A 20,432-nucleotide genomic window follows, 5' to 3' on the forward strand; every position below is an offset into this window, starting at 1 on the left:
CGGTCCGGTCGATTATTCCGGCGCTTATGTCGGCGTCGCGTTCCATTCTGATCGTCGAAGACGAACCGCTGATCGCGATGATGCTCGAGGATTTCCTCGAATCGCTCGGCCACTCGATCTCCGCGACCTGCGACAGCCTCGATGCGGCGATGGCCGAAGCCGACAAGGGCGGGTTCGATCTCGCCATCCTCGACGTCAATCTGAAGGGCGAGAACGTCTGGCCGGTCGCCAGCCGCCTGCGCGAGCAGGGGATTCCGTTCGTCATCGCCAGCGGCGGCCATGTCGACCCGCCGCCGCCCGAGTTCGCCTCGGTGCCGCTGATCGAAAAGCCCTACACCGTCGACCGGGTGACCCCGGCGATCAATGCCGCCTTCGCCGGCTAGGTCGCGACTTTTCAAACTCGCTGGTGCGGCCCTTGTCTCGATCGCCGCGTTCCTGCTCGTGATGTTCGAGTTCCAGGCCCAGGCGATTTTCCCAGTTCACGCCGTCGCGGCGCCGGGACCGCTTCCGAGCGGCGCCGAGCGCGTCAGGATCGCGGCGCCCGAAGGCAACCAGCTGCACGGAATCCACATCCCGCCCGCCCGAGCGCCATCGGGAGAGCGGACGCTGATCCTGGGTTTTGCCGGCAATGCGTGGAACAGCCAGGACGCAGCGGCCTACCTCAGCGATCTCTACCCGTCGGCCGACATCGTCGCCTTCCATTATCGCGGCTACCGGCCGTCGACCGGCTCGCCGTCGTCCGCGGCGCTGCTCGGGGATGCGCCCCTGGTGCACGATTTCGCGGTGTCAAAGGTTCGGCCCAGGCGGACCATCGCCGTCGGCTTCAGCATCGGCAGCGGCGTTGCCGCGCACTTGGCCAGCGAGCGACCGCTCGACGGGGTGATCCTCGTGACCCCGTTCGATTCCTTAAAGGCGGTAGCCAGCGGCCATTACCCGTTCCTTCCGGTCGGCGCGCTCTTTCGTCACGAAATGGACGCGGCGGCCGCGCTCAAGGAGAGCAAGGTGCCGACGGCGATCGTCGCGGCCGAGCGCGATTCGATCATCCTGCCGCGGCGCACCGAGGCGCTGCGCGGCTCGGTCGGCAATCTGGTGTTCGACCGGACGATTCCCGGCGCCGGCCACAACGACCTCTATCATCTGCCCGAATTCCGCGATGCGATGCAGCGCGCCCTACAGGCTCTCGGCGAGCCCGGCGCCTAGTCATCGGACGGGGCCTTGCCGAGGCACCGCCCGCGAGCCATATTCCTGAATTGGAACAGCAATCGGCGCGCGTGGGCGGTGTTAAGACTCCCGAGAGTTTGATTGTGTAATAAAGATGGCTAGCATGGCGCTCGACGGAAGGGCGGCTCAAGGCCGGACGATAGGATTGGAATGACCAAGCTTTCAGGCGGCGACAGCAAGAGCACCCTCTACTGCTCGTTCTGCGGCAAGTCGCAGCATGAGGTCAGGAAGCTGATTGCCGGGCCGACCGTCTTCATCTGCGACGAATGCGTCGAGCTGTGCAACGACATCATCCGCGAGGAATCGAAGTCGGCGCTCGTCAAGACCCGCGACGGAGTTCCGACCCCGGCCGAGATCTGCAAGGTGCTCGACGATTATGTGATCGGTCAGAACCGCGCCAAGCGCGTGCTCTCGGTTGCCGTCCACAACCATTACAAGCGCCTCAACCACGGCGCCAAGACCGGCACCGACGTCGAGCTCGCCAAGTCCAACATCCTGCTGATCGGCCCGACCGGCTGCGGCAAGACCCTGCTCGCCCAGACCCTTGCCCGAATCCTCGACGTGCCCTTCACCATGGCCGACGCGACGACCCTGACCGAGGCCGGCTATGTCGGCGAGGACGTCGAGAACATCATCCTGAAATTGCTCCAGTCGTCCGACTACAATGTCGAAAAAGCGCAGCGCGGGATCGTCTACATCGACGAGATCGACAAGATCAGCCGCAAGTCCGACAACCCGTCGATTACCCGCGACGTGTCGGGCGAGGGCGTCCAGCAGGCCCTGCTGAAGCTGATGGAGGGCACAACCGCTTCGGTCCCGCCTCAGGGCGGCCGCAAGCACCCCCAGCAGGAATTCCTGCAGGTCGATACGACCAACATCCTATTTATCTGCGGCGGCGCCTTCGCCGGGCTCGAGAAGATCATCGCCGACCGGCTGCAGGGCAAGTCGATCGGCTTCGGCGCCCATGTCGCCGCTCCCGAGGAACGCCAGACCGGTGAGGTTTTGAAGCATTGCGAGCCCGAGGATCTGCTGAAGTTCGGGTTGATCCCGGAGTTCATCGGCCGCTTGCCGGTGATCGCCACTCTCGAGGACTTGGACGAGGAGGCCCTGGTCAAGATCCTGGTCGAGCCCAAGAACGCACTGGTCAAGCAATATGCGAAGCTGTTCGACATGGAAGACGTCGAGCTCGACTTTACCGACGAGGCGCTGGGAGCGGTCGCGCGCAAGGCGATCGACCGCAAGACCGGCGCTCGCGGCCTTCGCTCGATCCTCGAGGGAATCCTGCTCGACACGATGTTCGACCTGCCGTCGATGGACGGGGTCGACGAGGTCCATATCGACCATGAGGTGGTCGACGGCCGCAAGGAGCCGGTCCGGGTCTACGCGAAGAAAGGCAAGGCGGGCGACGCCGCCTGACCGCACGCCGACCTTAAGCCTTCGGTCCTAACCAGTGACTCATTCCGACGGCACGCGGCTCGCCGAGTGGCGGGCCCCCGTTTCCTTCCTTCCGAAAGCGCTGCTCGAGCCCCGCCGCCCGCTGCTCGCGCTCGCGATCGCCTGGGCGACGGCATTCCTTCCGAGCCTGCCGCTCGGAGCCGCGGTCAGCGCGCTCCTGCCGCGAGATGCGCTGCCGCAATTTCCGCAGGTGGACTGGTATTTCTTCGTGTTGCTCGTCGTCGCGGCACCGCTGGCCGAGACAGTGCTGATGGGCGCCGCGCTGTTGTTGCTGAGGCTCTTCCTCAGCCCGACCAGCGCGGTTGTGGTCAGCGCCGTCGGCTGGGGGATTCTCCATTCGACCGCGGCGCCGGCCTGGGGCCTGGTGATTTGGTGGCCGTTCCTGGTCTTCTCGACGGTATTCCTGACCTGGCGGGGCCGCTCGTTGTTAGCCGCCTTCGGGCTGGCTGCGGCCACCCATGCGCTGCACAACCTGCTGCCGGCGCTGTTGCTCCTGTCCGGCTTTCAGGGCTAGCGCGCGGCCAGCTCCGAATCGCCGAAATAGCGGGCGATGACCGCCGCGTCGCGCCGGTACGGATCGTTCCTGAAAGCGATCCCGGTCGGGGTCGCGGAAGCGGTCAGATAAGTGATGAACACCGGCACCGGCTCGGGAATGTCGACGCGCAGCGGTCGGTCGGGGTCGGGCGCCCGCGGCAGTCCGCCCATCAGCCAGGCGGCGAGGCGCTGGGCATCCTCGACTCGGATGCAGCCGTTGCTGACCCAGCGGTCCTCGTCGGCGAACAGCGCCTTGTTGGGGGTGTCGTGCAGATAGATGCCGAAGTCGTTGGGCATCATGAACTTGACCTGGCCCATCGAATTGCCGCCGCCCGGCAGCTGGCGCACTCGGATTTCCTTGCGGCCGGCCGCGACCGCCGGCCAGTCGACGGTCGCCGGATCGATCGGCTGCGCCTCGTCGCTCCAGTCGGCGAGGACTTCGTAACGACGGTCCTTGAGATAGGTCATGCCCTGCTTGAGCACATTGGGCGCGATCAGGCTGATCACCAGCTCGGGCGGGACGTTCCAGTAGGGATTGACGTCCGCGTAGCGCATTTGCGCGGCCATCATCGGAGTGGCCGTGTCCGCCTTGCCGACGATCACCTTCATGCTGTCGACCGGTCGTCCGTTCTCGTAGAGAAACAGCTTGGCGGCGCCGACGTCGACCAGCACGTAGCGCCCGCGTTCGGTCGCCAGCGGCAACCGCCGGGCGCGCTCGAGATTGACGATGATCAGGCGCTCGTAATGCCGCGAGCCGAGGTTCAGCGATGCGATCGTGCCCGCGCCAGCGACCCCGTCGGCCTTCAGGCCGTGCGCGGCCTGATACTCCTTGACGGCAATGGCGAGTTGCTCGTCGAACTTGTCGCCCGGCAGGAGGCCGAACCGCTGGCGAAGCATGGCAACGTTCATGCCTTGAGAGCCGACCTTCATCGCCGCGCCGGCGGGTATCTGGAACTGCGGCAGATCGCCCCACTTCTGCTTGTAGCGGACCAGGCCGCGCCGCAGCTCGGTGTAGATCGGGTTGACCGGCAGGAACAGATCGTAGGGGGCGCCGGCCCATTCCTCGAACGAGATCTGATGCATGGCGACGTCGGCGTCGCGCAGCTTGGGGGCGATCTCCGGGTCGATGTAGATCATGTCGACGCCCTGCTCGACGCTCGGCGGCAGGTCGATCGGCTCGATCGGCTGGGCGCGCTGGGCGAGCGCCGGGGCCGACAAACCGACGGAAAGTCCGAGCGCGGCGGCGGTCACCAGCAGTCGAAAAGGCTTCAGGCTGTGTCTCATGCCAGCCGGTTTAGCATGTAATTCTGAACAGTTACGGAATCAGTGAATTTTTCGCCCCTCAGAGGCCAACTGTGCTTGAGCCAAGATCGCCGCATTCCATCTCCGCCGCGGTTCGCTTCCAGGTCGCGAAAAGCGAGCAGTCTTCCGGGGATTGTTCCGGCGGCTTTGTTGCGCCGCGCCGGAGCGCCGCCCATATAGGCCCATATGACACGTTTGCTTCCAATCCTCCCGCTGCGCGACATCGTCGTCTTTCCGCAGCGGATCGTGCCCCTGTTCGTCGGTCGCGAGAAATCGGTCGCCGCGCTCGAAGCCGCGATGGCGACCGACAAGGAATTGTTCCTGGTCGCGCAGCTCGATCCAGGCGAGGACGACCCCGACCGGGATGCCCTTTACGACCTCGGAGTCGTCGCCACCGCGATGCAGCTGCTCAAGCTTCCCGACGGAACCGTCCGGGTGCTGGTCGAGGGCCTTCGCCGGGCGAAGCTGGTCGATCTGGTGCCGCGCGACGGCTACATGGCGGCCGAGGTCGAGGACGTGCCCGAGCAAGCGTCCGAAGGGCCCGAGGCCCAGGCGCTGATGCGCTCGGTGATCGACCAGTTCGAGAATTACGCCAAGCTCAACAAGCGCCTGCCGCCCGAGACCGGAATCCAGCTCGGCGAGATCGAGGATCCTTCGATCCTTGCCGACGCTGTCGCGTCCAACCTGTCGATCAAGGTCGCCGACAAGCAGGCGCTGCTTGGCGAGCTCGACCCGGTGCGCCGGATGGAGATGGTGTTCGCCTTCATGGAGGGCGAGCTCGGAGTGCTCCAGGTCGAGAAAAAGATCCGCAGCCGCGTCAAGCGGCAGATGGAGAAGACCCAGCGCGAATATTATCTCAACGAGCAGCTGAAGGCGATCCAGCGCGAGCTCGGCAACGAGAGCGAGGAGGGCGGCGACGAGCTCGCCGAGCTTGCGGCCAAGATCCGCAAGACCCGCCTGTCCAAGGAAGCCAGAAGCCGCGCCACCGCCGAGCTCAAGAAGCTCAAGGCAATGGCGCCGATGTCGGCCGAGGCGACCGTCGCGCGCAACTATCTCGACGTTCTGCTGGGCCTTCCGTGGGGCAAGAAGTCGCGCGTCAAGAAGGACATCGCCGAGGCCCAGGCGGTGCTCGACGAGGACCATTACGGGCTCGAGAAGGTCAAGGACCGGATCGTCGAATATCTCGCCGTGCAGGCGCGGACCAACAAGTTGAAGGGGCCGATCCTGTGCCTGGTCGGAGCGCCGGGCGTCGGCAAGACCTCCCTTGGCCGCTCGATCGCCCGTGCCACCGGCCGCGAGTTCGTCCGCCAGTCACTGGGCGGAGTGCGCGACGAGGCCGAGATCCGCGGCCACCGGCGGACCTACATCGGCTCGCTGCCGGGCAAGATCATCTCCAACCTCAAGAAGGCCGGGACCTCCAACCCGCTATTCCTTCTGGACGAGATCGACAAGCTCGGCACCGATTTCCGCGGTGACCCTGCAGCGGCGCTGCTCGAGGTGCTCGATCCGGAGCAGAATTCCAAGTTCCAGGACCATTATCTCGAGATCGACTACGACTTGTCCGACGTGATGTTCGTGACCACCGCGAACTCGCTCGACATTCCCCAGGCGCTGCTCGACCGGATGGAGGTCATCCGCCTTGAAGGCTATACCGAGGACGAAAAGGTCGAGATCGCCAAGCGCCACCTGATCCCCAAGCAGATGGAGGCGCACGGCCTCAAGCCCGAGGAGCTGAGCTACAGCGACGAGGCCCTGCGCGGGATCATGCGCCACTACACCCGTGAGGCCGGAGTCCGGACGCTGGAGCGCGAGCTGGCCAAGGTCGCCCGCAAGTCACTCCGCCAGATCCTCGAGGGCAAGGTGACTTCGGTCGAGCTGACCGCGGACAATCTCGGCGATTTCCTCGGCGTCATTCGCTACCGCTACGGGGTTGGCGAGGAAGAGGACCAGATCGGCGCGGTCACCGGACTTGCCTGGACCGAGGTTGGCGGCGAATTGCTGACCATCGAGGCGGTGACGGTTCCCGGCAAGGGGCAGGTCAAGACCACCGGCAAGCTCGGCGAGGTGATGCAGGAGTCGATCCAGGCGGCGATGAGCTTCGTCAAGGCACGCAGCCCAAGCTACGGGGTCAAGCCGTCGATCTTCGCCCGCAAGGACATCCACGTCCACTTGCCCGAGGGCGCGGTGCCCAAGGACGGCCCGTCGGCCGGCATCGGGATGGTGGTCGCGATGATTTCCACCCTGACCGGGATCGCGGTTCGCCGCGACGTCGCGATGACCGGCGAGGTCACGCTGCGCGGCCGGGTGCTGCCGATCGGCGGCTTGAAGGAAAAGCTGCTCGCGGCGCTGCGGGGAGGGATCACGACCGTTCTGATCCCCTCGGAAAATGAAAAGGATCTCGCCGAGATTCCGGACTCGCTGAAGGAAGTCCTCGAAATCATCCCCGTCGCTCATGTCGACGACGTTCTGGCGCGCGCCCTGGCCGAGCCGATGCGGCCGATCGAGTGGACCGACGCGGACGAGCATGCGGCTGAACCTCCGGTTCCACCGATTCCGCCCGAAACCGGGACAGCAGTGCGCCACTAGGCCCGTTTAAGCGCCGAAGAGCTTTGACTTCGCGGCCGACTCTTGCCTTAAAGAACCGCGTCTGACGCGGGCGAGTCTCGCGACACGTCCCGGGAGTTGCGAGCCTATGAACAAGCAGGAACTGATTGGCCATGTCGCCGATCGCGCCGGGCTCAACCGCAACGATGCAGTCCGAGCGGTGGAAACCATGCTCGAGGTCATCATGTCGGCCTTGAAGCGCGGCGATGAGGTTCGGCTGGTGGGTTTCGGCAATTTCTCCGTGACCCGCCGCAAACCGTCGACGGGACGCAATCCGCGCACCGGCGAGCCGATCCAGATCAAGGCCAGCTCGCAGCCCAAGTTCCGACCCGGCAAGGCGCTCAAGGACGCGGTCCAGTAAGCGAACAAGAGCGCGCGCTGGACAGCCCATGTTGCGCGCCTTATCTCCGCGCTCCGGCGAGGGCGTGGGCGCGTAGCTCAGTGGTAGAGCACTGTGTTCACACCGCAGGGGTCGCAAGTTCAATCCTTGCCGCGCCCACCATGCCCCGCCTTGCAACCGTGCTTTGACGGACCGCGTTGCTCCACCGATGAACCGCATTCCCGACAGCGTCTCGGCGCCGCCGACTGAACTGCTGCGCGGCGCCAGCCTGTTCCTCGATTTCGACGGCACGCTGGTCGACATCACCGCAACGCCCGACGCTGTGGTCGTGACCGAGCAGCTGCGGCGATTGCTTGTGACTTTGCAGGAGCGTCTCGGCGAGCGAGTCGCGATCATCACCGGTCGATCCGCCTCGAATGTCGAGGGATTGTTCAAACCGGTGCCGGTGCTGGTTGGCGGCAGCCACGGGCTGGAAATCCCGGGCGATCGCGGCGACGATCGAATTCACCGCCCAGCGGCCCTCGACGAAATCATCGCCGAACTGCGCGAGGTCGAACGGACATATCCGGGCGTGCTGGTCGAGGTGAAGCCGCTCGGGGTCGCCCTCCATTACCGGCAGGCGCCGGATGCCGAGCAGGCCTGCCGAACCGCCACCGAGCAGGCCGCGGCACGCAGCGGGCTTGAGGTGCAGGCCGGCAAGATGGTGTTCGAGCTCAAGCCGCGCGGCGCCGACAAGGGAGCAGCCGTCAGGACGTTGATGTCGCGCCCCCCGTTCGCCGGCTCTCGACCGGTGTTCCTCGGCGACGACCTGACCGACGAGCCGGCTTTCGCCGCGGCTCGGGAGCTCGGCGGAGCCGGCGTCCTGATCGGCGACCCGCGGCCGACCGCAGCGGCCTACCGCCTGCCGACGGTTGCCGCAGCGCTCGAGTGGCTCGCCGAAGCGAGCGGCGCCGCGCGATGACTTCGCTCGATCTCTGGCCGATCGGCAATTGCCAGGTCAGCGCGTTGGTCGACCGGGCGGGCAGCTTCGTCTGGGGTTGCGTGCCGCGGGTGGACGGCGACCCCGTTTTCTCGAGCCTTGTCGCCGGAGCGCCATCGGAAGGCGGCGAGAGCGGCAGCTGGTCGATCGAGCTCGAAGGCGGTGAAACGACCGAGCAAGCCTATGTGCGCAACACGCCGATCCTGCGGACCGTCCAGGCGAGCGAAGCCGGGAATGCAATCGAGATCATCGATTTCTGCCCACGATTCCGCCGCTCCGGCAGAATCTACCGGCCGGTCGCCTTCGTCCGGATCGTTCGCCCGCTCCACGGCAGCCCGCGAGTCCGAGTCCGGCTTCGGCCAACCCGCAACTGGGGGCTGTATTCGCCGCCGTTGCCCGGCGGGTCCAACCATTTGCGCTTCGACCTGACCGCGCTGCCGATGCGGCTGACCACCGACGCGCCGATCAGCCTCATCCAGGAGGGGCGCTGGTTCCGGCTCGAGCAGCCGCTGCATTTCTTCTTCGGTCCCGACGAGAGCTTTGTCGGCGACGTCCGCCAAACGCTCGACGACATGCTCGCGAAGACTGCTTCGGAATGGCAGGAATGGGTCCGCGGCCTCGCCATCCCGCTCGAATGGCAGAGAGCCGTGATCCAGGCGGCGATTTCGCTCAAACTGTGCCAGCACGAGGAGACCGGGGCGATCGTCGCGGCGCTGACGACGTCGATCCCGGAGCACGACCGGTCGGAGCGCAACTGGGACTATCGCTACTGCTGGATCCGCGACGCTTATTACACCGTTCAGGCGCTCAACCGGCTCGGCGCGCTGGACGTGCTCGAATCGTACCTCGCATATCTGCGCAACATCGTCGACGCGGCCAAAGGCGGGCACATCCAGCCGCTCTACGGAGTGAGCGGAGAGGCGAAGCTCGACGAGCGCGCGGCTCCCGATCTTGCCGGCTACCGCGGCCTCGGGCCGGTGCGGGTCGGCAACCAGGCTTACGAACAGGTTCAGCACGACGCCTACGGGCAGATCATTCTGCCCAACGTCCAGGCGTTCTTCGACCAGCGCCTGTTCCGCCCATCGGGAGTCGAGGACTTCCATTCGCTGGAGCGGGTCGGCGAGCGGGCCTGGCAGCTCTACGACACGCCCGACTCGGGCCCGTGGGAGCTGCGGACCCGCAAGGCCGTCCATACCTACTCGGCGGCGATGTCGTGGGCAGCATGCGACCGGCTCGCCAATGCCGCCGAGGTTCTAGGGCTCGACGAGCGGGCTGCGGTCTGGGCCGAGCGGGCGGCGACCATCCGAGCGCGCATCGAGCAGTCGGCGTGGCGTCCGGACATGAAGAGCATGGCGGCGACGTTCGACGGCGATGACCTCGATGCAAGCCTCATCCAGCTGCTCGACTTGCGGTTCTTCGCGCCAGGCGACCCAAGGTTCGAAGGCACGCTTCGGGCGGTCGAGGCGGGGCTGCGCCGCGGCTCGCACATGCTTCGCTATGCGACCGAGGACGATTTCGGGCTGCCGGAGACCGCCTTCAACGTCTGCACTTTCTGGCTGATCGAGGCGCTTCATGGTACAGGCCGCTCGGAGGATGCCCGAGCGTTGTTCGAGGAGATGCTCGAACGGCGCACCGCTGCGGGCCTGTTGTCCGAAGACATCGACCCCGAGAGCGGCGAATTGTGGGGAAATTACCCGCAGACCTACTCTCTTGTCGGCATAATCAACTGCGCAGTCCTGCTCAGCAAGCCGTGGAGCTCCATCCGATGAGCCGCCTGATTGTCATTTCCAACCGCGTTTCGGCGGCGACCGGGCAGCTTTCGGGTGCCCAGGGCGGGCTCGCCGTCGCCTTGACCGCCGCGCTTCGGGAATATCGCGGGCTGTGGTTCGGCTGGTCGGGCGAGCTGACCGAGGAGTTTACCGGCCAGATCAATTTCAACCGCGAGGCGGGCGTCACCACCGCGACGGTCGATCTCGAGGAGCAGGACGTCGACGAATATTACAACGGCTACGCCAACCGGACGCTGTGGCCGTTATTCCATTATCGCATCGATCTGGCCGAATATGAGCGCGATTTCGCCGGCGGTTACCAGCGCGCCAACGAACGGTTCGCCCACACCGTCCAGCCGCTCATCGAGCCCGACGACGTCGTCTGGGTCCAGGACTATCACATGATCCCGCTCGGGCTGGAACTGCGCAAGCTCGGCTGCCGTAACCGGATCGGCTTCTTCCTGCACATACCCTGGCCGCCGCGCAGGTTGCTCAACACGCTGCCCGAGGCGCGCCAGCTGGTGGAGACGATGTTCGCCTATGACGTCATCGGCTTCCACACCGACGAATGGCTCCAGTCGTTCCGCGAATATGCGGTCGCGGAATGCCGCGGCTCGTACAGCGACGGAGTGATGGCGGTCGGCGACCAGAAGGTGCTGCTGATCGTCTGCCCGATCGGCATTGACGCCAAGGAATTCACCGAGCTCGCCAACAGCGAGGCGGCGCGAGGCGTGTGCGAGCGCATGCAGGAAAGCGCGAACGGCCGAGCGATGATCGTCGGCGTCGACCGGCTCGATTACAGCAAGGGCCTCGAAGAGCGATTCCTCGGCTATGAACGCTTCCTCGTCGACAATCCGGAGGAGCGCAAGGAAGTCTTCCTGCTGCAGATCGCGCCCCCGTCACGCGACGCGGTCGAAAGCTACCAGCGGATCCGCGCCGGCCTCGAGGGCCTGTCGGGGCGGATCAACGGCGCCCACGCCGACATCGACTGGGTGCCGATCCGCTACGTCAACCAGAACTATCCGCGCGACGTTCTCGCCGGCGTCTACCGCGCGGCCAAGATCGGGCTCGTGACCCCGTTGCGCGATGGCATGAATCTGGTCGCCAAGGAGTTCGTTGCGGCGCAGGATCCCGACGATCCCGGAGTGCTGATCCTGTCGCGGTTCGCCGGCGCCGCCGCCCAGATGAAGCAGGCGCTGCTGGTCAACCCGCACAGCGCGGAGGAGATCTCCGACGCGATCTGTACGGCGATCAGCATGCCCCGCGAAGAGCGGGTCGAGCGTTGGCGAAAGCTGCAGAAGATCAACCTCGAGCAGGACGTTCGCTGGTGGCGCCAGCGCTTCACCGACGCTTTGATGGCCGCCCCGGTGAGGGAGCGGGCGCCGGCCCAGTAAGCCGCAAGTGAGGCTATCTGAGGTAGTTCGGCTGGAAGCTCGCAAGCCGCCGGAGTTCCGGCCAGTCACGGAACAGGATTTCGCGGCCGCGGCGCTCGATCAGACCCTGGCGCTGCAGATCGGCGAGCACCCGGTTGACGTTGACCGAAGTCTGGCCGGTGATGTCGGCGATCTGCTGCTGCGTGAACGGGTTGATCATCCGGTCACGCTCTGCGCCGTTGCCGGTGCGAGCCACCGTCTCGCACAGCAGATGGGCAACACGGGCGGTGGAATCGCGCCGGCCGCAGTTGACCAGCCATTCGTAGCTGATCGCCTCGTTGCGCAGGATCTGCTTCCAGACGAAGCGGCCCAGCTCCGGATGAGCGTCGACGATGCGGTCGAAATCCTTTGCGCTCCCGATCAGCACCTCGCTCCGGACGATGCCCTGGATGCCGAAGTCGGCGGGACCCTGGCTCGGCAGGATGGCTTCACCCGCAAAGCGCAGCGCGACGATCTGTCGGCGCCCGCCGCCGTCGGTCTTGTACTTGCAAAGGATTCCCGAGCGCACGAACAGGATCTCGCGGCGAGGGGCGCCTGGTACGCGAAACGGGCGCCGCGGGTCGACCGCAACGGCGGTGTGAGGAATATCGTCGAGGAGCGACGCAAGACGCCGTTCCAGACCCGCGGCGGTCAGCGCGTCCACAAGCGACACTGCTGGCGCCGTCGCCGAGCGTCGACTCGCCTGCATTCTGTTTTCTCCTCACGCAATGATGCGTCAGGCGATGGTGTTGTGCAAGATTGCGCGCCAGTTACGGGGTTGGTTTAAACCAGCTTGGCAAGCTCATCCCGTAACGCGCTGATCTGATCCAGGGAAAGCTTGATTGCCGATTTGAGGTCGGCGGGTCCGGGCCAGCCTTGGTCGACGAAATCCAGCCCATGCCATTCCCGCGCGCCCGAATAGCGCGGTATCACGTGGAAATGGACGTGGGGATCGACCATCATCAGCATCAGATAGTTGATCCGCTGGTAGCGGCAAAAGGCGCTGAGGCCGGTCTCGATCGCGGCGACCGCGTCGGCCTGCTCCGCGAAGGCCCGCCGCGGCAGCTCCCCGTACGCCGTCGCGTCGCTCCTGGCCGCAAGGACCAGCGACCCGAGGGTCACCTGCGCAGGCCGGACCAGCACCAGCCAATGGTCAAATTCGCGCACCAGGCTCGCCGGGTAGCCGAACTTCTCGATTGTCGGGTTAATGGGGGTCGCATTCATGCCGGTTCGTTCATAGATGGGCGTTGCTTGCCTTCGGTAGGCCCCGACCTTAAGGACCGCGCGCGCCTTAGGGAACTGCTCCAAAGGCGCGCCGTGGCGATCGTAGCTCAGCTGGTTAGAGCATCGGTTTGTGGTACCGAGGGTCGCGGGTTCAAGTCCCGTCGGTCGCCCCACCAGCTGCTCTTCGACAAAGATGGAAATTCGCTCGTCTATGACCATTGCCTGGCGCCTTCCCGACTACGACGCGCACGAAGTGCTGCATTTCGTCCATGACGAGGCGTCGGGGCTGAAGGCCATCATCGCCATTCACTCGACCCATCTCGGTCCCTCGGCGGGCGGCTGCCGATTCTGGCATTATGACCACCCCGAGGACGCGATCACCGACGCTCTGCGGCTGTCGCGCGGGATGAGCTACAAGAACGCGATGGCCGGGCTGCCGCTGGGCGGCGGCAAGTCGGTGATCCTCGCCGATGAGGCGCTGACCAAGCCCCCCGAGCTGCTGGCTGCGTTCGGGCGCGCGGTCGACCGGCTCGGCGGGCATTACGTGACCGCCGAGGATGTCGGAATGAATGTCAAGGACATGGTCGAGGTCAGCCGGCAGACCAAGTTCGTCGCCGGGCTTCCGGCGGAAGACGGCGTCGGTGGCGACCCTGGGCCGCACACCTCGCTCGGCGTGTTCCTCGGAATCAAGGCAGCGGTCCGCCACGCGCTCGGCAAGGACAGCGTTTCGGGGCTGCACATCGCGCTCCAGGGCGCCGGCAGCGTCGCCACCGGGGTCGCGCTCCACGCCGCCGCCGAGGGGGCGAAATTGTCGATCGCCGACATCGATCCCGAAAAGGCGCAGAAGCTCGCCGATGCGTCCGATGGAAAGGCGGTCGACCCGGACGACATCCTGTCGCTCGAGGCCGACGTCCTCAGCCCGTGCGCGCTCGGAGCCATTCTCGACGAGGAGAGCATTGCGGCGCTGCGGGTCCCGGTCGTCGCCGGCGGCGCCAACAACCAGCTCGCGACGCCCGAGGACGGCGCGAAACTCCACCAGCGCGGCATTCTTTATGCGCCGGATTACGTGATCAACGCCGGCGGAATCATCAACGTCTGCACCGAATATCTCGGCGACGGCGACCAGAGCCTTGTCCGCCAGCGGATCGAGGCGATCCCCGACAGGCTCGAGCAGGTCTGGGCGGAAAGCGCCTCGTCGGGCCGCGATCCGGCCGCGGTCGCCGACGCGATGGCCCAGCGGCTGATCGGGCGGGGCTAACGCCGCCGATCATGCACGCGCTCGCCAATCCCGCCCGTTTCCTGCGCATTGCCCGGCCGGCGACCGCATGGCTGATGGCGATCGGGCTGCTGCTGGCCGCCGCCGGGATGGCGGCTGGGCTGATGCTGACTCCGCCCGACTATCTGCAAGGCGAAACGGTGCGCATCCTCTACGTCCACGTCCCCGCCGCGTGGCTTGGCATGGCCGGCTGGGCCGGGATCGCCGCCGCCTCGATCAGCCAGCTGGTCTGGCGGCACCCGCTGTCCGCGGTCGCCGGCCGGGCGATCGCCCCGGCCGGAGCGACCTTCGCACTGGTCTGCCTCGCGACCGGCTCGATCTGGGGCCGGCCGACCTGGGGCACCTGGTGGGAGTGGGATGGCCGGCTGACCTCGATGCTGATCCTGTTTTTTCTCTATCTGGGATACATCGCGCTGGCCTCGGCGGAAAAGCAGCGCGGCGGCGAGGGACGGCTGGCCGCGATCTTTGGCCTGGTGGGTGCCATCAACCTGCCGATCATCCATTATTCCGTGCTGTGGTGGCGAACTCTCCACCAGGGTCCAAGCATCGGAGTCACTGGCTCCACCATCGACAATTCGATCTTGTGGCCGCTGCCGCTGACCGTGATCGGCCTGACCGCGATCTTCGCTGGAGCCGCGCTGATGCGCATGCGGGCCGAGCTCGCCGAGGCCAAGGTCGAGGCGCGCCTGCGCCGCTCGGCAGCCGAATGAACCCGTGGCCGTTCGTCGTCGCCGCTTACGCGGTGACCATCGTCGCCGTCACCGGGCTGATCCTGTGGTCGTACGCGTCGATGCGGCGTGCCGAGGCCGCGGCCGACAAGCTCAGAAGCCGATGAAGCCCAAGAACCAGCGGCTGGTCCTGGTGATGGCCGCGGCGGTCGCGGTGCTCGCCGCCGTGCTGCTCGCAATGTGGGGCCTCAAGGATCGCGCGGCTTACTTCTACACCCCCGCCGACATCGCTGCCGGCGGCGCCGTCGACGGCAAGGCGATGCGGCTCGGCGGCATGGTCGAGACCGGTTCGGTGCAAAAACAAGCCGACGGCGTGAGCATCCGCTTTACCGTCGTCGACGGCAAAGCGCGCACCCCGGTCTCGTACCGCGGCATCGTCCCCGACCTGTTCCGCGAGGGCAGCGGAGTGGTTGCGGAAGGGCGCCTCCAGCGCGGCACGTTCATCGCCGACACGATCCTCGCCAAGCATGACGAGCGCTACATGCCGCCGCAGCTCGGCAATCAGGCCGCGGAGCACAAGGCGGCGAAGACGCTCGAGCGATGAGCGCTCAACATGATCGCTGAGGCCGGACTTGCGGCTTTGTGGCTGGCGGCGGCGCTGTCGCTGCTCCAGCTGCTGCTGACGGTCGGCGAGCTGCGCGGCTGGTACGCCGGGGCCCGCGCGATCCGCGGAGTCGCGATCGTCCAGGGCGTGCTGACCCTGATCGCGATGGCGATGCTGATCTGGGTGTTCGTCCGAACCGACCTGTCGGTGGCCCTGGTCGCGGCCAACAGCCACAGCGCCAAGCCGTTCATCTATAAGCTCGCCGGGGCGTGGGGCAACCACGAGGGCTCGATGCTGCTGTGGGTGACCGTGCTCGCACTCGCGGGCGCCATTCTGGCCGCCGGCTCGCGCCGTCTCGCCGAGCGCACCCTGGTCGCGGCACTGGGAGCGCAGGGCGCTCTGGCTCTCGGCTTTTACGCGTTCCTGCTGATCGCTTCAAACCCGTTCGAGCGCCTGAATCCCGCCCCGCTCGAGGGCCGGGGGCTCAACCCGCTTCTCCAGGACCCCGGCCTCGCGTTCCACCCGCCGACGCTTTACCTGGGCTATGTTGGGCTGTCGGTCGCGTTCAGCCTCGCGGTCGGAGCGCTCCTGACCGGCGACGTCGGCCGGGCGCTTGGCCGGGCGATGCGGCCGTGGGTGCTCGGCGCCTGGGTGCTCCTGACGCTGGGCATCTCGGCGGGCAGCTACTGGGCCTATTACGAGCTCGGCTGGGGCGGCTGGTGGTTCTGGGACCCGGTCGAGAACGCCTCGCTGATGCCGTGGCTGGCGGGAACGGCGCTGCTCCATTCGGTCACCGTGCTCGCGTCGCGCGGGGCGTTGCGCGCGTGGACGATGATGCTGGCGATGATCGCCTTTTCGATGTCGATGGTCGGCACCTTCCTGGTCCGCTCGGGCATCCTGACCTCGGTCCACAGCTTCGCGGTCGACCCGACCCGCGGAACGTTCATCCTCGCGCTTCTCGGCATCTATGTCGGCGCAGCATTCCTGCTGTTCGCGCTGCGGGCCGCGGCTCTCAAGGAAGGCCCGCCGTTCGAGCTCGTAAGCCGCGAGTCGGCTCTGGTCGTCAACAATCTGCTGCTGACCGTGATCCTCGGGATTGTCTTCTTCGGGACGCTTTACCCGTTGCTGGTCGAAGCGGCGAGCGGCGACAAATTGTCGGTCGGTCCGCCGTACTTCAACACGGTCGCCGGGCCGCTCGCATTGATCCTGGCCGCGTTGGTCGCGGTCGGGCCGTTGCTCGCCTGGAGGCGCGAGCCGCGGCCGGTGTTCAAGCGGCTGGCGGTCCCGGCACTGGTCGCCGCGGCGGCGTTCGTCATCAGCCTGTTCGCCGCGCCCGGCATCGGCTTGCTGCCGAGGCTTGGCCTGACGCTCGCCGCCTGGCTTGCGCCCGCCAGCCTGATCCCGCTGATCAGCCGCAATCCGTGGCGCACGCCGCTCGCCACCTGGGGCATGGCGGTCGCGCATTTCGGAGTCGCCGTGGCCATCGCCGGGATGGCGGCCGACAGCGCTTTCACCCAGGAGAAGCTCGCCGCCGCCCGGCCCGGCGAGACGTTGAGCGTCGGCCCGTGGCTAGTCCGGCTGCAGAGCGTGACTCCGGCCGTCGGGGCGAACTGGACGGCCGTCGAGGCCGAGCTTCGAGCCTCGCGCGGCGGCGGCGTTCGGGTGCTGAGGCCGCAGACCCGCTATTTCACCGACCCGGTGACCGAAACCAACGAGGCGGCGATCGACACCATGCTGCGCGGCCAGCTCTACACGGTGATCGGCAAGCCGGACGGGGAGGGGCGCTGGCAGCTCCGGTTATGGTGGAAGCCGCTGGTCACCTTGATCTGGCTTGGCGGCGTCCTGATCGCCCTGGGCGGACTGCTGGCGCTCGCCGGCCGAGGGTTGCGCGCCTGGCGCACGAGACCCGGCGCTCGGGAGGCGCGTGGCGAGCGCGCCTGGCGCCGGGAGCGCTACGCATGAGCAAGTGGCTGCGTCTCGCACCGATCATCTTGCTTGGCCTCGTGCTGGCAGCGCTGGTCTGGCGCCTCGCCAATCCCGAGGACACGACCATCCGCTCGCGCCTCGCCGGCAAGCCGGTGCCCGAGTTCATGCTTCCGCCGGCGCTTCCGGGCAAGCCCGGCCTTGCGTCCGCCGACCTCGCGAAGGGCCAGCCGCGCCTGCTCAATGTGTTCGCCAGCTGGTGCGTGCCGTGCATCGCCGAGGCGCCGTTGCTGCTGCAGCTCAAGGACCGGGGGGTCGCGATCGACGCGATCGCCATCCGTGACCGGCCCGAGGACGTCGCCGAGTTCCTCGCCCGGCATGGCGACCCGTTCGACCGCATCGGCTCGGACGACAACAGCCGAGTCCAGCTCGCCCTCGGTTCGTCCGGGGTGCCGGAGAGCTACGTCATCGATGGCCGCGGCAGGATTCGTCACCAGCACGTCGGCCCGATCCAGCCGTCCGACGTGCTGGCGATCCTCGCCGAGCTGGAGAAAGCGAGGTGATTTTCCACCCCTGCGTTCGTCCCGAGCGAAGTCGAGGGACGTATCTCGACTACGCTTCGCTGCGCTCGATACGAACGGTGTTGGGGTTGGTGTTGGCCTTGCTCGCCGCGCAGCCGGCGCTCGCCGACTCGTCGCTTCCGCCGGCTGAGTGGGCCAACCGCCAACTGCCGGACCCGCGCCAGGAAGCCCGCGCCCGGGCGCTGATGGAGGAGCTTCGCTGCCTGGTCTGCCAAGGCCAGTCGATCGCCGATTCCGACGCGGAGATTGCCGGCGACATGCGGCACCTGGTGCGCACCCGGATCGCCGCCGGCGAGAAACCCCGCGCGATCCGCTCCTGGCTGGTCGAGCGTTACGGCCACTGGATCAGCTATCGCCCACCGGCCGAGCCGGTCGGCTGGCCGCTGTGGCTTGCCCCGCTGGTCCTGCTGCTGCTCGGGGCGCTGCTGGTTCGCAAGCGCATCAAGCTGAGGCGCGGATGAGCGGCTGGCTGATCCTCATTGCGCTGGTCGTGCTCGGCCTCGGCGCTTTCCGGCTGCTGGGCCTGCGCGGTCCGATGCTCCAGCTCGGCGCGGCGGCTTTGCTGGTCGGAGCGGCCGGCTACGCGCTGCAGGGCCGCCCGGGCCTGGCCGGGTCACCGCGTGCAACGGCGACGTCTCGCGAGGTGCTCCCGCTGACCGGCGCGCGCAACGCCTTCTTCGGCCAGTTCACCCGGACGGGGCACTGGTTGCTGATGGCGGACTCGATGGCTCGCAAGGGGAGGACCGCCGACGCCGCCGGGCTGCTGCGCTCGGCGGTGCGCGAATATCCCAACGACCCGGTGCTTTGGGTGGGTCTGGGCAACGCGCTGGTCGATCATTCCGGAGTGCTGACTCCGGCTGCCCAGCTCGCTTACGAGCGCGCCGTTGAGCTTGCGCCCGGGCATCCGGCGGCGCGGTTCTTCTTCGGCCTTGCGCTGGCGCGGTCGGGGGACCGGGCAGGGGCGATCGTCATGTGGCGTCAGATCCTGGCCGAAGCGCCGGCCGACGCGGGTTGGCGGCCGCTGGTCGAGGACGCGATCGCCGCTCTCGAGTCATCAGCGCGACGATAGTCAGTCGGCGCGCCCGGTTTTCTCGCGCAGTTCGTCGATCCGCTTGGATGCCTCGGCCTTGCTGAGCGACGGGTCGAACTCCGCGCCGGCCTCTTCGGACAGGGTCTGCAAATAGGAGGCCTGGGCTCCGGTCATCGCCTCGTCGCCGCTCACCCAGTCCTCGGGATCCTTGACCGCATTGCCGACCGGATGCTGCTTCGGGTCGTCGGGAATTCGCTCGGACATTGCCGCACCTTTTCAACTGCTTGAACAGCCGAGCCAACGCGTCTGTTCTTCTAATGTTCCGCTGCTAGGCGGCGGCCTCGAAGTCCAGCTCGAGCGCCTCGGCAACCGCCTCGTGGCGGATCTTGCCATTGGACACATTGACGCCGTTGGCGAGGTGCGGGTCGGCGCGCATCGCCTCCTCGGCGCCGAGATTGGCGATCTTCAGAGCGAAGGGCAGGGTCGCATTGTTGAGCGCGAACGCGCTGGTCCGCGACACGGCGCCGGGCATGTTGGCGACGCAGTAATGGATCACTCCCTCGACCTCGTAGACGGGGTCGTCGTGGGTGGTCGCGTGACTGGTCTCGAAGCAGCCGCCCTGGTCGATGGCGATGTCGACGATGACGCTGCCGCGCTTCATCGTCTTGAGCATCTCGCGGGTCACCAGCTTGGGCGCGGCGGCGCCGGGCACCAGCACGGCTCCGATTACCAGCTCGGCTTTCTGGACCGCGCTGGCGATTGCGCTCCGCGACGCATATGCGGTCTTGATCTGGCTGCCGAAGAACATGTCGAGCTCGGCCAGGCGCTCGTTGGAAATGTCGTAGATGGTGACGTCGGCGCGCATCCCGACCGCCATCTGCGCCGCATTGACCCCGGCGACTCCCCCGCCGAGGATTGCGACGCTGGCCGGGGCGACTCCCGGCACTCCGCCGAGCAGCACTCCGCGGCCGCCCTGCTCCTTTTCGAGATAGTGGGCGCCAACCTGGATCGACATCCGGCCCGCGACCTCGCTCATCGGCTTCAAGAGCGGCAGAGCGCCCGAGCGCGAGGTCACCGTCTCATAGGCGATGCAGGTCGCGCCCGATTTCATCAGCCCCTCGGCCTGCGGCTTGTCGGCCGCCAAATGGAGGTAGGTGAACAGGATATGCCGGGGCTCGAGAAGCGCGATTTCCTGCGGCTGCGGCTCCTTCACCTTGACGATCATGTCGGCGGCTTTGAACACGGCCGCCGCATCGGGAAGGATTTCCGCTCCGCCTTTCCGGTACGCGGCGTCGGGGCAGTCGATGCCGTTGCCGGCCCTGGTCTCGACCACCACTTCGTGCCCGGCGGCAACCAGCTCGGCGACCGACGCGGGAGTGAGGCCCACCCGATATTCGTGGTTCTTGATTTCCCTGGGCACCCCAATGCGCATCGATTCCCCGCTCCGGAAGTCATGTTCGCGCCGCGCTATAGACGCGCCATTCGCCCTTGTCCCGCTAGATTGCAGCCA

22 protein-coding genes and 2 tRNA genes are annotated in these 20,432 nt (G+C 66.9%); 19 read left to right on the forward strand and 5 right to left on the reverse strand.

Annotated elements, in window-relative coordinates:
- Positions 1-26: 26 nt before the first annotated feature.
- From H0T81_RS05410 to H0T81_RS05425, 4 genes are all read left to right on the forward strand, one after another.
- Entirely contained in the window at positions 27-383 is a 357-nt protein-coding gene (locus H0T81_RS05410) for a response regulator (RefSeq protein ID WP_294010648.1), read from the forward strand.
- Positions 384-444: 61 nt separating this feature from the next.
- Complete coding sequence (locus H0T81_RS05415; RefSeq protein WP_294010650.1) at positions 445-1,200, forward strand: alpha/beta fold hydrolase; 756 nt, start codon at positions 445-447, stop codon at positions 1,198-1,200.
- A gap of 171 nt (positions 1,201-1,371) precedes the next feature.
- Positions 1,372-2,637: an ATP-dependent Clp protease ATP-binding subunit ClpX gene (gene clpX / locus H0T81_RS05420; protein WP_294010652.1), complete on the forward strand. Its 1,266-nt coding sequence runs from the start codon at positions 1,372-1,374 to the stop codon at positions 2,635-2,637.
- Between the two features lie 34 nt (positions 2,638-2,671).
- Positions 2,672-3,190: a hypothetical protein gene (locus H0T81_RS05425; RefSeq protein WP_294010654.1), complete on the forward strand. Its 519-nt coding sequence runs from the start codon at positions 2,672-2,674 to the stop codon at positions 3,188-3,190.
- On the opposite strand, the gene H0T81_RS05430 is transcribed toward H0T81_RS05425, so the two are convergent.
- A complete protein-coding gene (locus H0T81_RS05430; RefSeq protein WP_294010657.1) occupies positions 3,187-4,494 on the reverse strand; it encodes a L,D-transpeptidase family protein in 1,308 nt (435 codons plus the stop codon). The genes H0T81_RS05425 and H0T81_RS05430 overlap by 4 nt on opposite strands.
- 204 nt (positions 4,495-4,698) lie before the next feature.
- Here H0T81_RS05430 and lon point away from each other — a divergent pair, with 204 nt between their 5' ends.
- From lon to H0T81_RS05460, 6 genes are all read left to right on the forward strand, one after another.
- On the forward strand, positions 4,699-7,098 hold the full coding sequence (lon, locus tag H0T81_RS05435) for an endopeptidase La (RefSeq protein WP_294010660.1): 2,400 nt from the start codon (positions 4,699-4,701) through the stop codon (positions 7,096-7,098).
- Positions 7,099-7,204: 106 nt separating this feature from the next.
- Positions 7,205-7,477, forward strand: coding sequence for an HU family DNA-binding protein (locus H0T81_RS05440; RefSeq protein ID WP_294010663.1), 273 nt, complete (start codon positions 7,205-7,207; stop codon positions 7,475-7,477).
- A gap of 66 nt (positions 7,478-7,543) precedes the next feature.
- Positions 7,544-7,618, forward strand: a tRNA-Val gene (locus H0T81_RS05445).
- A 46-nt stretch (positions 7,619-7,664) separates the two neighbouring features.
- Complete coding sequence (otsB, locus tag H0T81_RS05450) at positions 7,665-8,417, forward strand: trehalose-phosphatase (protein WP_294010666.1); 753 nt, start codon at positions 7,665-7,667, stop codon at positions 8,415-8,417.
- A complete protein-coding gene (locus H0T81_RS05455) occupies positions 8,414-10,204 on the forward strand; it encodes a glycoside hydrolase family 15 protein (RefSeq protein ID WP_294010669.1) in 1,791 nt (596 codons plus the stop codon). Before otsB ends, H0T81_RS05455 begins: the two co-directional genes overlap by 4 nt.
- Positions 10,201-11,598 (forward strand): trehalose-6-phosphate synthase, encoded by a 1,398-nt coding sequence (locus tag H0T81_RS05460; protein WP_294010671.1) that lies wholly within the window; start codon positions 10,201-10,203, stop codon positions 11,596-11,598. The genes H0T81_RS05455 and H0T81_RS05460 overlap by 4 nt, the downstream gene beginning before the upstream one ends.
- A 13-nt stretch (positions 11,599-11,611) precedes the next feature.
- Here H0T81_RS05460 and H0T81_RS05465 read toward each other — a convergent pair whose 3' ends face one another.
- Positions 11,612-12,325 (reverse strand): Crp/Fnr family transcriptional regulator, encoded by a 714-nt coding sequence (locus H0T81_RS05465; protein WP_294010674.1) that lies wholly within the window; start codon positions 12,323-12,325, stop codon positions 11,612-11,614.
- Between the two features lie 74 nt (positions 12,326-12,399).
- Positions 12,400-12,825 (reverse strand): HIT family protein, encoded by a 426-nt coding sequence (locus tag H0T81_RS05470; RefSeq protein WP_294010736.1) that lies wholly within the window; start codon positions 12,823-12,825, stop codon positions 12,400-12,402.
- A gap of 111 nt (positions 12,826-12,936) precedes the next feature.
- Between H0T81_RS05470 and H0T81_RS05475 the strand changes: the two genes are divergently transcribed.
- The 9 genes from H0T81_RS05475 (at position 12,937) to H0T81_RS05515 (ending at position 18,961) form a co-directional block, all read left to right on the forward strand.
- A tRNA-His gene (locus tag H0T81_RS05475) sits at positions 12,937-13,013 on the forward strand.
- Positions 13,014-13,051: 38 nt separating this feature from the next.
- Positions 13,052-14,098, forward strand: coding sequence for a Glu/Leu/Phe/Val dehydrogenase dimerization domain-containing protein (locus tag H0T81_RS05480; RefSeq protein WP_294010678.1), 1,047 nt, complete (start codon positions 13,052-13,054; stop codon positions 14,096-14,098).
- Between the two features lie 11 nt (positions 14,099-14,109).
- Complete coding sequence (ccmC, locus tag H0T81_RS05485) at positions 14,110-14,826, forward strand: heme ABC transporter permease CcmC (RefSeq protein ID WP_294010680.1); 717 nt, start codon at positions 14,110-14,112, stop codon at positions 14,824-14,826.
- The gene (gene ccmD / locus H0T81_RS05490) at positions 14,823-14,951 is read left to right on the forward strand and encodes a heme exporter protein CcmD (RefSeq protein ID WP_294010683.1); all 129 of its coding nucleotides are present in this window, start codon (positions 14,823-14,825) and stop codon (positions 14,949-14,951) included. The genes ccmC and ccmD overlap by 4 nt, the downstream gene beginning before the upstream one ends.
- Positions 14,948-15,388, forward strand: coding sequence for a cytochrome c maturation protein CcmE (gene ccmE, locus H0T81_RS05495; RefSeq protein WP_294010685.1), 441 nt, complete (start codon positions 14,948-14,950; stop codon positions 15,386-15,388). Before ccmD ends, ccmE begins: the two co-directional genes overlap by 4 nt.
- Positions 15,389-15,397: 9 nt before the next feature.
- Positions 15,398-17,350 (forward strand): heme lyase CcmF/NrfE family subunit, encoded by a 1,953-nt coding sequence (locus H0T81_RS05500; protein WP_294010688.1) that lies wholly within the window; start codon positions 15,398-15,400, stop codon positions 17,348-17,350.
- Positions 17,347-17,874: a DsbE family thiol:disulfide interchange protein gene (locus tag H0T81_RS05505; RefSeq protein ID WP_294010691.1), complete on the forward strand. Its 528-nt coding sequence runs from the start codon at positions 17,347-17,349 to the stop codon at positions 17,872-17,874. Before H0T81_RS05500 ends, H0T81_RS05505 begins: the two co-directional genes overlap by 4 nt.
- Positions 17,875-17,951: 77 nt before the next feature.
- Entirely contained in the window at positions 17,952-18,353 is a 402-nt protein-coding gene (locus tag H0T81_RS05510; RefSeq protein WP_294010694.1) for a cytochrome c-type biogenesis protein, read from the forward strand.
- Positions 18,350-18,961 (forward strand): tetratricopeptide repeat protein, encoded by a 612-nt coding sequence (locus tag H0T81_RS05515; protein ID WP_294010696.1) that lies wholly within the window; start codon positions 18,350-18,352, stop codon positions 18,959-18,961. Before H0T81_RS05510 ends, H0T81_RS05515 begins: the two co-directional genes overlap by 4 nt.
- Here H0T81_RS05515 and H0T81_RS05520 read toward each other — a convergent pair whose 3' ends face one another.
- Both H0T81_RS05520 and ald read right to left on the reverse strand, forming a co-directional pair.
- Positions 18,962-19,186: a DUF3072 domain-containing protein gene (locus H0T81_RS05520; RefSeq protein ID WP_294010698.1), complete on the reverse strand. Its 225-nt coding sequence runs from the start codon at positions 19,184-19,186 to the stop codon at positions 18,962-18,964.
- Between the two features lie 64 nt (positions 19,187-19,250).
- Positions 19,251-20,354 carry an alanine dehydrogenase gene (ald, locus tag H0T81_RS05525; protein ID WP_294010700.1) on the reverse strand — a complete coding sequence of 368 codons (1,104 nt, stop codon included), beginning with the start codon at positions 20,352-20,354 and terminating at the stop codon, positions 19,251-19,253.
- Positions 20,355-20,432: the final 78 nt, after the last annotated feature.

Source organism: Sphingomonas sp. (genome assembly GCF_013812825.1).
Taxonomy (GTDB): domain Bacteria; phylum Pseudomonadota; class Alphaproteobacteria; order Sphingomonadales; family Sphingomonadaceae; genus Sphingomicrobium.

What these genes read in the sequence shown, in the direction of transcription:
- H0T81_RS05515 (WP_294010696.1), top strand. Translation starts at nt 18,350, where the DNA reads ATGAGCGGCTGGCTGATCCTCATTGCGCTGGTCGTGCTCGGCCTCGGC.
- H0T81_RS05415 (WP_294010650.1), top strand. Translation starts at nt 445, where the DNA reads ATGTTCGAGTTCCAGGCCCAGGCGATTTTCCCAGTTCACGCCGTCGCG.
- H0T81_RS05455 (WP_294010669.1), top strand. Translation starts at nt 8,414, where the DNA reads ATGACTTCGCTCGATCTCTGGCCGATCGGCAATTGCCAGGTCAGCGCG.
- ccmE (WP_294010685.1), top strand. Translation starts at nt 14,948, where the DNA reads ATGAAGCCCAAGAACCAGCGGCTGGTCCTGGTGATGGCCGCGGCGGTC.
- H0T81_RS05460 (WP_294010671.1), top strand. Translation starts at nt 10,201, where the DNA reads ATGAGCCGCCTGATTGTCATTTCCAACCGCGTTTCGGCGGCGACCGGG.
- H0T81_RS05410 (WP_294010648.1), top strand. Translation starts at nt 27, where the DNA reads ATGTCGGCGTCGCGTTCCATTCTGATCGTCGAAGACGAACCGCTGATC.
- H0T81_RS05500 (WP_294010688.1), top strand. Translation starts at nt 15,398, where the DNA reads ATGATCGCTGAGGCCGGACTTGCGGCTTTGTGGCTGGCGGCGGCGCTG.
- H0T81_RS05505 (WP_294010691.1), top strand. Translation starts at nt 17,347, where the DNA reads ATGAGCAAGTGGCTGCGTCTCGCACCGATCATCTTGCTTGGCCTCGTG.
- H0T81_RS05440 (WP_294010663.1), top strand. Translation starts at nt 7,205, where the DNA reads ATGAACAAGCAGGAACTGATTGGCCATGTCGCCGATCGCGCCGGGCTC.
- ccmD (WP_294010683.1), top strand. Translation starts at nt 14,823, where the DNA reads ATGAACCCGTGGCCGTTCGTCGTCGCCGCTTACGCGGTGACCATCGTC.
- otsB (WP_294010666.1), top strand. Translation starts at nt 7,665, where the DNA reads ATGAACCGCATTCCCGACAGCGTCTCGGCGCCGCCGACTGAACTGCTG.
- H0T81_RS05465 (WP_294010674.1), bottom strand. Translation starts at nt 12,325, where the DNA reads ATGCAGGCGAGTCGACGCTCGGCGACGGCGCCAGCAGTGTCGCTTGTG.
- ccmC (WP_294010680.1), top strand. Translation starts at nt 14,110, where the DNA reads ATGCACGCGCTCGCCAATCCCGCCCGTTTCCTGCGCATTGCCCGGCCG.
- lon (WP_294010660.1), top strand. Translation starts at nt 4,699, where the DNA reads ATGACACGTTTGCTTCCAATCCTCCCGCTGCGCGACATCGTCGTCTTT.
- H0T81_RS05480 (WP_294010678.1), top strand. Translation starts at nt 13,052, where the DNA reads ATGACCATTGCCTGGCGCCTTCCCGACTACGACGCGCACGAAGTGCTG.
- H0T81_RS05430 (WP_294010657.1), bottom strand. Translation starts at nt 4,494, where the DNA reads ATGAGACACAGCCTGAAGCCTTTTCGACTGCTGGTGACCGCCGCCGCG.
- ald (WP_294010700.1), bottom strand. Translation starts at nt 20,354, where the DNA reads ATGCGCATTGGGGTGCCCAGGGAAATCAAGAACCACGAATATCGGGTG.
- clpX (WP_294010652.1), top strand. Translation starts at nt 1,372, where the DNA reads ATGACCAAGCTTTCAGGCGGCGACAGCAAGAGCACCCTCTACTGCTCG.
- H0T81_RS05520 (WP_294010698.1), bottom strand. Translation starts at nt 19,186, where the DNA reads ATGTCCGAGCGAATTCCCGACGACCCGAAGCAGCATCCGGTCGGCAAT.